At 59.6% G+C, this 7,649-nt stretch carries 4 protein-coding genes; 2 read left to right on the top strand and 2 right to left on the bottom strand.

Annotation, left to right across the window (positions count from 1 at the left end):
• Nucleotides 1-137 precede the first annotated feature (137 nt).
• Entirely contained in the window at nucleotides 138-3,626 is a 3,489-nt protein-coding gene (locus tag Q0650_RS11490) for a DUF2341 domain-containing protein (protein WP_298819078.1), read from the bottom strand.
• Nucleotides 3,627-4,057: 431 nt separating this feature from the next.
• Entirely contained in the window at nucleotides 4,058-4,339 is a 282-nt protein-coding gene (locus Q0650_RS11495) for a transposase (RefSeq protein WP_298819080.1), read from the bottom strand.
• 194 nt (nucleotides 4,340-4,533) lie between these two features.
• On the opposite strand from Q0650_RS11495, the gene Q0650_RS11500 reads away from it, so the two are divergent.
• Both Q0650_RS11500 and Q0650_RS11505 read left to right on the top strand, forming a co-directional pair.
• Nucleotides 4,534-5,610 (top strand): caspase family protein, encoded by a 1,077-nt coding sequence (locus Q0650_RS11500; RefSeq protein ID WP_298819082.1) that lies wholly within the window; start codon nucleotides 4,534-4,536, stop codon nucleotides 5,608-5,610.
• A gap of 316 nt (nucleotides 5,611-5,926) precedes the next feature.
• Nucleotides 5,927-7,649, top strand: a 1,723-nt coding sequence (locus Q0650_RS11505) for an AAA family ATPase (RefSeq protein ID WP_298819084.1), incomplete at its 3' end; no start/stop codon positions are given.

Here is a 7,649-nt window from a genome sequence, read left to right on the forward strand (position 1 = left end):
AATCCCGTTGAAGCTGGTCTTGCGGCGCTGTCGCCTCAAAGGATCGCAAGCCTTGAGAGTCAATCAGAGCAACGGTATCCAACTCCTGCTATGCCGATCTGCAACCGGGTTGAAGGTACTGTTCAGGCTATGAGTTCTCAACTCGCACTTCGCTGCACGACCGGCACGAAAATCCGGTTAGGCGGAGCTTCGATGTAGAGGAGCGCATTAGACAGTGAACTACTGGCATTGTCAGGATTGATCACGGTAACGGTAACCGGCCCTGCTGGATGCGCCGGCGCTGTGCAGGTCAGGCGGGTAGAGTCAATCACCGTCACATTGGCGCAAGGCGCTCCATCGATGAGCACCCGTACCCCGGTAGTCTGCTCTGCCCCCACAGATGCAGTCGGTTCCGGAAACGCAAATGGCCGAATCCGAATATTATCAAACCGAACATCAAAGGTTGCTACTGCATCTGGCGCATAACTGAACATACCCAGCGTTGGTGTCAGCGTTGACCAGGTTGCGCGCACCGTGTTCAGATCACCCCCTTCGCGCCAGCGAATGGTGCGCAACGGCGATCCGCTGACACCCATACTGAATTCATAGTCACTCACCACACCGCCGGTGATGGCGCTGGCGCTGACCACGTTCCAGCCGCTTGCCCAATACGCAATGTTCTTGCCGCTGGCTGACATCCCTACCAGATTGAGATCGCTCCCCAGTCCAGCCTTGAAGCTTGCCGGACCGGTGACAATGCTCAAGGTCGTATCAATCGCCAGATCTGAGGGTAGATTCAACATCCACATTTGGAGGAAGAAGGTGGCCGGTTGATACTGGTTTGTCGCGTTGGTCTGACCACTCAGACGAAGTTGCCCACCCGTCTCAGTGATAGTGTAGGAGCTGCCGCCAGGAGTTGACCAGTGCGGCGCCAGAACACCATCAGAAAAGTCATCGAAGAACGCAAAGACTCGCTGCCCATTGCTGGCGCTGGCGCGCAGCGCATTGCCGTAGGTCAGCGTTATGTCACGCGAACCAACGGGAAGATAGGGGATCTTCACCCACACGCGCGTTGCCGATGTGCCACACCCACGTTCAAGCCAGTAGTCGAGCGAGCCGGCCTCGTCGTGCCAGCGCAGATCGCCGCAGTCGGCGCGCAGCTTCCCGTCAGCAATCAGACTGGCTGTGTCGAGCGTGATGGCAACCGGGTAGTTGAACAGCGGCGCCCCGCTGGTATTCGCGATCGTTATCTCCCGCTTCCAGCCAGTCTCGCCGGTCGCAAAGCGATGTCCGGTCAGCGTCAGTTGCGCGCCGCCTGATGTCCACGTGGTCGATGGATTGACACTGAGAAGCGTCAACGGCTGCGGCGAGACCGAGGCGGTGGTCGTATACCAGTCACCATTCCCCAGGCGAATCGCTACCGGTTGAGTCGTAGTCAACCCAGCCGCGCTCACCACACATTCACCGGCAACGCGATGCGTGGTGTAGTCGGCGTGATTGACGCACGCTGATGATGGCAGACCTGAACCGATGCGCAGCGCGAAGTCGAGCGGCAATTTGCGACCAGGCGGCAGGTTTTCGATTGCGCACAGCGCGGTCACGCCATCGGCTTGAATCTGGCAGCTCACCTCGAGCGCGGGCAAATCCTGAGGACGAATCAGCGCGCCAGCCACCCAAGGCGTTCGCCCATGTTCCAGCGCGCCCTGATCGGGAGCGTTGATCGGTTGCGCCGGCGGATCCATAAACGGACTACCCAGATCGACGCCGGCATCCACCGCCGACGAATACGGACGGAGCGCATAGTTGCGCGTAGCGCGGTCTGCGAAGACGGCATCGCCGGCAAAGTTACGATCAACGGTCAATTGTGGATGCGACAACCCAAGCTTCGCGCCGATATTGTTGATAAACACTGTTCCGGTGAGGTTTTGAGGCAACCCATTCAGATTCGACTTTGCATCCGCTTTAATCTCACCGTCAACGGTGTTGTTATACACGAAACGATTGGCTGGCGCGCCCGCCATTGAAGTGACGATAGTGCCATTGACACCATACGTAAAAATACCAGGTGACGTAGTATTCCAGACAATATTGCGATACACATAGAAATTGTAGGTATCGTCATCCAGATAGATGCCGTGCCCGCCGTAATATTTCAGGTTGAGATCGAGTTCAGCCCAATTGTCATGCACCCAGTTGTATGCAACGACTGATCCCTTGCCGTCAAGCCCCCATCCATTCACCGAACCGCCATCGGTGACCTGGAGATGAGACTGGTAGATGTCGTTATGCGTTACGTTGAAGCCGGGACCGAGATCGACCGCCGAGCGAGCAACATTGAAGATCGTGTTCTGAAAGAGATGGTTACTGTCTGCGCCACCTGGATTACTTTGCCCCGTCGCTCTTCCGGTCACGCCAACTGCGCCGCCCGCATAGCCAGCATCGCGCAACACGTTGTTGTAGGCCAGATTGCGCTGACCGGTCAATCTGAGCAGCTCCGCCGCGCTATATGCCAGCACACTGTCGCGCAACACATTGTCGTTGCCGGCCAGATCGATACCGAATGTACCGTTTGTCCAGAACATCGGCAAGAGCTGCTGAAAATGCCACAGAAATCGCATGTCGAGACGTTGCAACAGTAGATGATGCGACTGCGCATTGGTGCGGATTGTCGCCGCGAAGATGTTCAAGCCATCAAGGACGATATGCGAGCGGTCAGTCAGATCAAACGCCCACAGACGGCGCTTCATCTCAATGGTATGCGCAGTGGGTGCAGCGCTGTTGGGCAACCACAGGTACAGCGATTGATCGCTCTCGTTGTAGAACCACTCACCTGGCGCGTCCAGCGCCATCAACTTACCCCACAGGTAATAGTAATTCCCCCCCTGCGGACGCGCCCATCCGCTCAGGTCGGTGCGCGTCCCGAAAGCAGCCGGATCGGGATTGCACTGCAGCCGCGCGGATCGGGCGCTGGCCGAAGAGGCAACCACATCGCAGGTCGCAGTATTCCAGTTGTACCCCGGCCCGAAAGTGATCCTTGCGCCGGCCCAGGCGTTATCGGCAAACCCGGCCAGATCGGCATCGTAGTAGATAGCGTTGTACTGGTCAATCACCTCAGCGGAGTCGGCCCGCGCTTTGTCGGCATTTGCCAGCCGGGTCACCCGATCGATCGGGATATTCGGCCAGCGCGCTACCGGCATCATCATGCCATCAACCCATACCTGATTGTCGGTCACCTGATTGGGAGTGCGCACATTGAGACTCCACGGGACGGTCGCGCGATAGATGGCACCACTGTGCAACGTCCACGGCCCGGTGATAACATCGGCGCCGCTGATAACAACCCGTTCATTCTGGTACGGTTGAAATGTGATCGGCGCGCCGGTCACCCCACTGGCTGCCGGTCGCACCGTTTCGCGATACACTCCCGCCCGAATATCGCAGGTATCGCCAGCCGCTGCCACGCTGGCGCACTTCTGAATGGTGCGGAATGGCTGCGTCAGCGTGCCGGGATTGGTATCTGCGCCGTTCGGCGCCACGTAGTGTGCCGTTGCAGCGCGCGCAGCGGGAGAACGCAGAAAGAGCGAAACCCACCAGCCAAAAACCAGAGCGCCTGCGGCGAGGTAGCGAAGAAGATGGAACGCTGTCATAGTGTTGGTTTGGATGTGTGTGCAGGGTGATGCTGATTCCGGTGAAGATTGCTGATTGTCGCGTCGAAGAGGGAATTGCCGATCGGTTAAGCGCAGAGAAAACGGTGATCGTCGAGGACAATCTTTGTTTAGTTGCTGCTGCGCTATTTACTAAACGTTTTTCCAATTGTAACGTATTGTAACGCACTACCGGTGCCGAATGCCGGGCAATGAATGCTCGAATGCGGGTGACGGTGACACTCCGCAGCCGTTACAACGGCGCGGCTTCTTTGGGCAACCCGCCCACCGGCGAGCGTATGCCCCAACGGGCTTGTCCAGCCCGGTTCAGGATGGTGATGGCGGCGTTGTGGTCTCGATCAAGCGAGAGTCCACAGCCACAATCAATCCAGTGATCCGAGAGGGAAAACGACTCGAAGACATGCCCGTATGGGCTACCTTGTTGCCAGATGCCGGTTCCGCGCCATGGTCGTGATGCGGAGGTCGTCAAGCGCGATACGGTCGTCGCGCGCGATGAGCCGATGCGCCAGGTTGTTCAGGAAGTCCGTGCGGGTATTGGCGATCCGCTCGCGAGGACGCTGAAGGCGCAAGACGGCCTTGCCCCTGCGCGCGCTGCCCGTCGTTCGGCGGGCAACGCGCCGTTGCAGCACCCACGCCGCCATCCCGCCCGGTTGTGGGCAGCGGGATGGCAGCGACTGCACACGCAAAGCAGACATACCATGTTCCAGCGCGGCGCGTGCTGCGAACGGTTTTGATCTTCCCGTCGAGCGGGCGATGCCAGCGCGCGGCGGGTTCTATAAGGTCAATAATATCAGTCGAGGCGCGGACCAGAACGAAACCGGAAAGCATTCACCCTCGCCATATGCTACAATCATAACAAAAAGCCAGATTGTCGTCAGGAGTCCATCCTATGCCCTTCAGCCACGGCCACGCGCTCGTCATCGGGGTCGGTTCCTACCAACACGAACCGCGCTTAAACGTCCCGATCACAGTCGCTGACGCGCAGGCAGTAGCGAGCGTATTGCGCGATCCCCGCTTCTGCGGCTACCCGGAACCGCAGGTTACGCTACTCACTGATACCGAAGCCACCCGCAAGAGCATCCTCGCCGCGCTCGACAACCTCGCGCAGCGCGCGCAATCCACCGATACAGTATTCATCTTCTTCAGTGGCCATGGCGAATACAGCGCCGATCGAGTCTACCAGTTGACCACTCACGATACCCGCATGACCGAGAATCGTGAAGTTATCCATGGCACGGCCATTAGCCAGACGGAGCTGATCGAGCGTCTGCGCGCCATTCAGGCCGGGCGGCTCTTCCTGCTGATCAATGCCTGCCACGCCGGCGAACTCTCGCCGGTGCTGAGCGGCAGCCCCTTCACAGGCCAACCGCTGCCCCAGAACGTTGCCAGCGCAGCGCTCGCCACCGGCAGCGGACGGTTCATCATCACCGCCTGCCGCGAAGGGCAGGTTGCATACATTGGGCCTGGCCCCCTTACCATCTTTGCCCAGGCCCTGACCGACGGTCTGCGCGGGCAGGGTCTAAGTGGCCGGGCAGGCTATATCAGCATTTTCGATCTCTATACCCATCTCTATTTCGCCGTTCGCGAAGCGGTTGAGCAACACGTTCCCACCGCAATGAAACAGATATTCGGCGCAACACAGGAACCAGAGTTAACCGCGCTCAAGGGAGTTGGCCCCTGCCCGGTCGCGCTCTACCGCGGCGCAACCTCACCCGGTGACTTCCCAACCGACCACACCCTACCCGACCGCGCCGCAGTGCGCTGGGTGAAACCGGATCGCAGTCAGTGGGCATTACAGCAGATCGGTGATCGCAATGTTAATGTTAGCGATTCCGTTACCAATAGTCCCATCATCACTGGCGACAACAACATCGTGGGTAACATCACTACCGGCAATGTGAGCGGTACCGGCATCGCCATCGGCCATCAGGCGCAGGCCCGCGCGTCGCAGAGCGGCAGCGAGTAAGTATCACAGCGGCCTTGCATCGATCTGCAAGGCCATTCAAGCGCCTCGGCAAGAGGGTGAGGTTGACAAAGCAGACCAGATCGGCGTCGCGAGCATATTCACGCCGATCGCCCACCTCTCATCTCAACCGCGTTAGTCATCGTGGATATGCCCCTCTCTGCTTCTCCCCGGCAGCTCAGAGACGCGCAATCTCGCGCTGCCACATCGCTGACGCTTGCGCATATCTGTTAAACTCAATACACTATTGTTTCAAAAGCGCGCAGCGCAAATCAATTCTCACCATCACCGCCCGATACAGGTTTGGGAGATCCGTCCAATGACACAACAGCACAACTCACTCCAGGGAGACATCCGCGCCGGCGATACCAGCGGCAAGGCTATCGCGATTGGACATCAAGCGCAGGCCATCTATCAAGAGATCTTGCGCCCCTTAACGGTTGACCTCAGCAATCTGGTGCGATCGCTCGTCGAACACTACACCGCCATCTTCGGCGGGCGCGATGCTGAACTGGCGGCGCTCGATGCTTTTCTCGCCGATCCGCAACACCCCTTTGCGCTCCTGGTCGCTCCCACCGGCCTGGGCAAAACGGCGCTGCTCGTCCACTGGATCGCGCGGGCGCAGCAACAGCAATGTCAGATCATCTTCGTGCCGATCAGCATTCGCTACCAGACCGCTGACGAACAGGTGGCGCTGCGTATGCTGGCGCAGGGGCTGGCTAATTTCCACAATGACCTGGAGCAGTTTCGACAGTATGAACAGACTCCATCCGCGCTGCGGGCGCTGATCGCCGACTATTTGCGCCGTCAGCCTCCGCCAGAAGCGCAGCCTCTGATAATTGTACTCGATGGCCTGGACGAGACGACCGGCTGGCGGGTTGCAACGCTGTGCGCCGCGCCACCGCAGCCGGGGTTGAAGATCATCGCGGCAGCGCGGCAGCGCGCTGATATGAATTACGACGATTGGTGTCACCATCTCGGTTGGGATCAGGCCCTGGTCATGCCGATCAAACTGGAGGCACTGAGTCGGCAGGCGATTGAGTGCCTGCTGAAGCAAAGCGGGGTAGTTCAGGACGGTGATCCGTCTTTCATAGAGCAATTCTACCGTGTCAGCGAAGGCGATCCGCTAACCAGCAACCTGCTGATCAAAGCGCTCCGCAGCGGACAGATCACCCCCGCCTCGTTGTCGCAACGCCCGCCTGGTCTGGAAGCGTTTCTCAAAGATTGGGTAGACACATTACGCCAGCGACGCAAGGCTGATCAGTCCATTCGCGAACTGCTCGCGCTCTGCGCCGCAGCCTACGGACCGCTCAGCAGTGACGATCTCCAGGCGCTGGCGCCGGAAACCTTTCGCGAACAGAGCGAGATCGTTGATGCCGTGCGCGACGATCAGGTTGCCCGCTTCATCATCACTGTCGGCGATCACACCTACGTCTTCAGCCACCAACGCCTGCGCGAAGTCTTCCTGGAACAGATCTACCCGCCACGCGATCGCGAACAGTTGCGACAGCGGCTCATCGCTTACGGCAAAGACTGGTATGCCAACCGCCATCGCCCCCTCCCGGTCTATCTGCGCCAGTTTTGGGTCACGCACCTGCGAGAGGCGGGTGAGTGGGAGACGCTGCAACAGGCGCTGACTGAAATTGCGCCGACGGCAGACGGCGCGCGCGCGCTCCAGCCCTGGCACGCTGCCCGCGTCGCCGCCGAAGGCAGCGACACCGGCTACCTGAGCGACCTCGAGGTGTTGTGGCGCCACGCCGAGGAAACCGGCAACCTGGCGCTGGCATTGCGTTGCGCCCTGATCACCGCCAGCCTGCGCAGCCGCAATGGCAACCTCCTGCCAGCGCTGCTGGCCAAACTGGTGCAGGAGGGCACCCCAGAAGGGCGCTGGAGCGCCACCGCTGCGCTCGAAGCCATCGCTCATATGCCGGATGCCCGACGCCAGGTTGAATGTCTTAAAGCGCTCCTCGCGGCTGGCATAGAGCTATCCTGGCCGCGAGCGCTCGAGATTGCAAGCGCGATCCCAACTCAGAAGGCCCGCG

Source organism: uncultured Chloroflexus sp. (assembly GCF_937129525.1).
Taxonomy (GTDB): Bacteria; Chloroflexota; Chloroflexia; order Chloroflexales; family Chloroflexaceae; genus Chloroflexus.

What these genes read in the sequence shown, in the direction of transcription:
- Q0650_RS11490 (WP_298819078.1), bottom strand. Translation starts at nt 3,626, where the DNA reads ATGACAGCGTTCCATCTTCTTCGCTACCTCGCCGCAGGCGCTCTGGTT.
- Q0650_RS11495 (WP_298819080.1), bottom strand. Translation starts at nt 4,339, where the DNA reads ATGTCTGCTTTGCGTGTGCAGTCGCTGCCATCCCGCTGCCCACAACCG.
- Q0650_RS11500 (WP_298819082.1), top strand. Translation starts at nt 4,534, where the DNA reads ATGCCCTTCAGCCACGGCCACGCGCTCGTCATCGGGGTCGGTTCCTAC.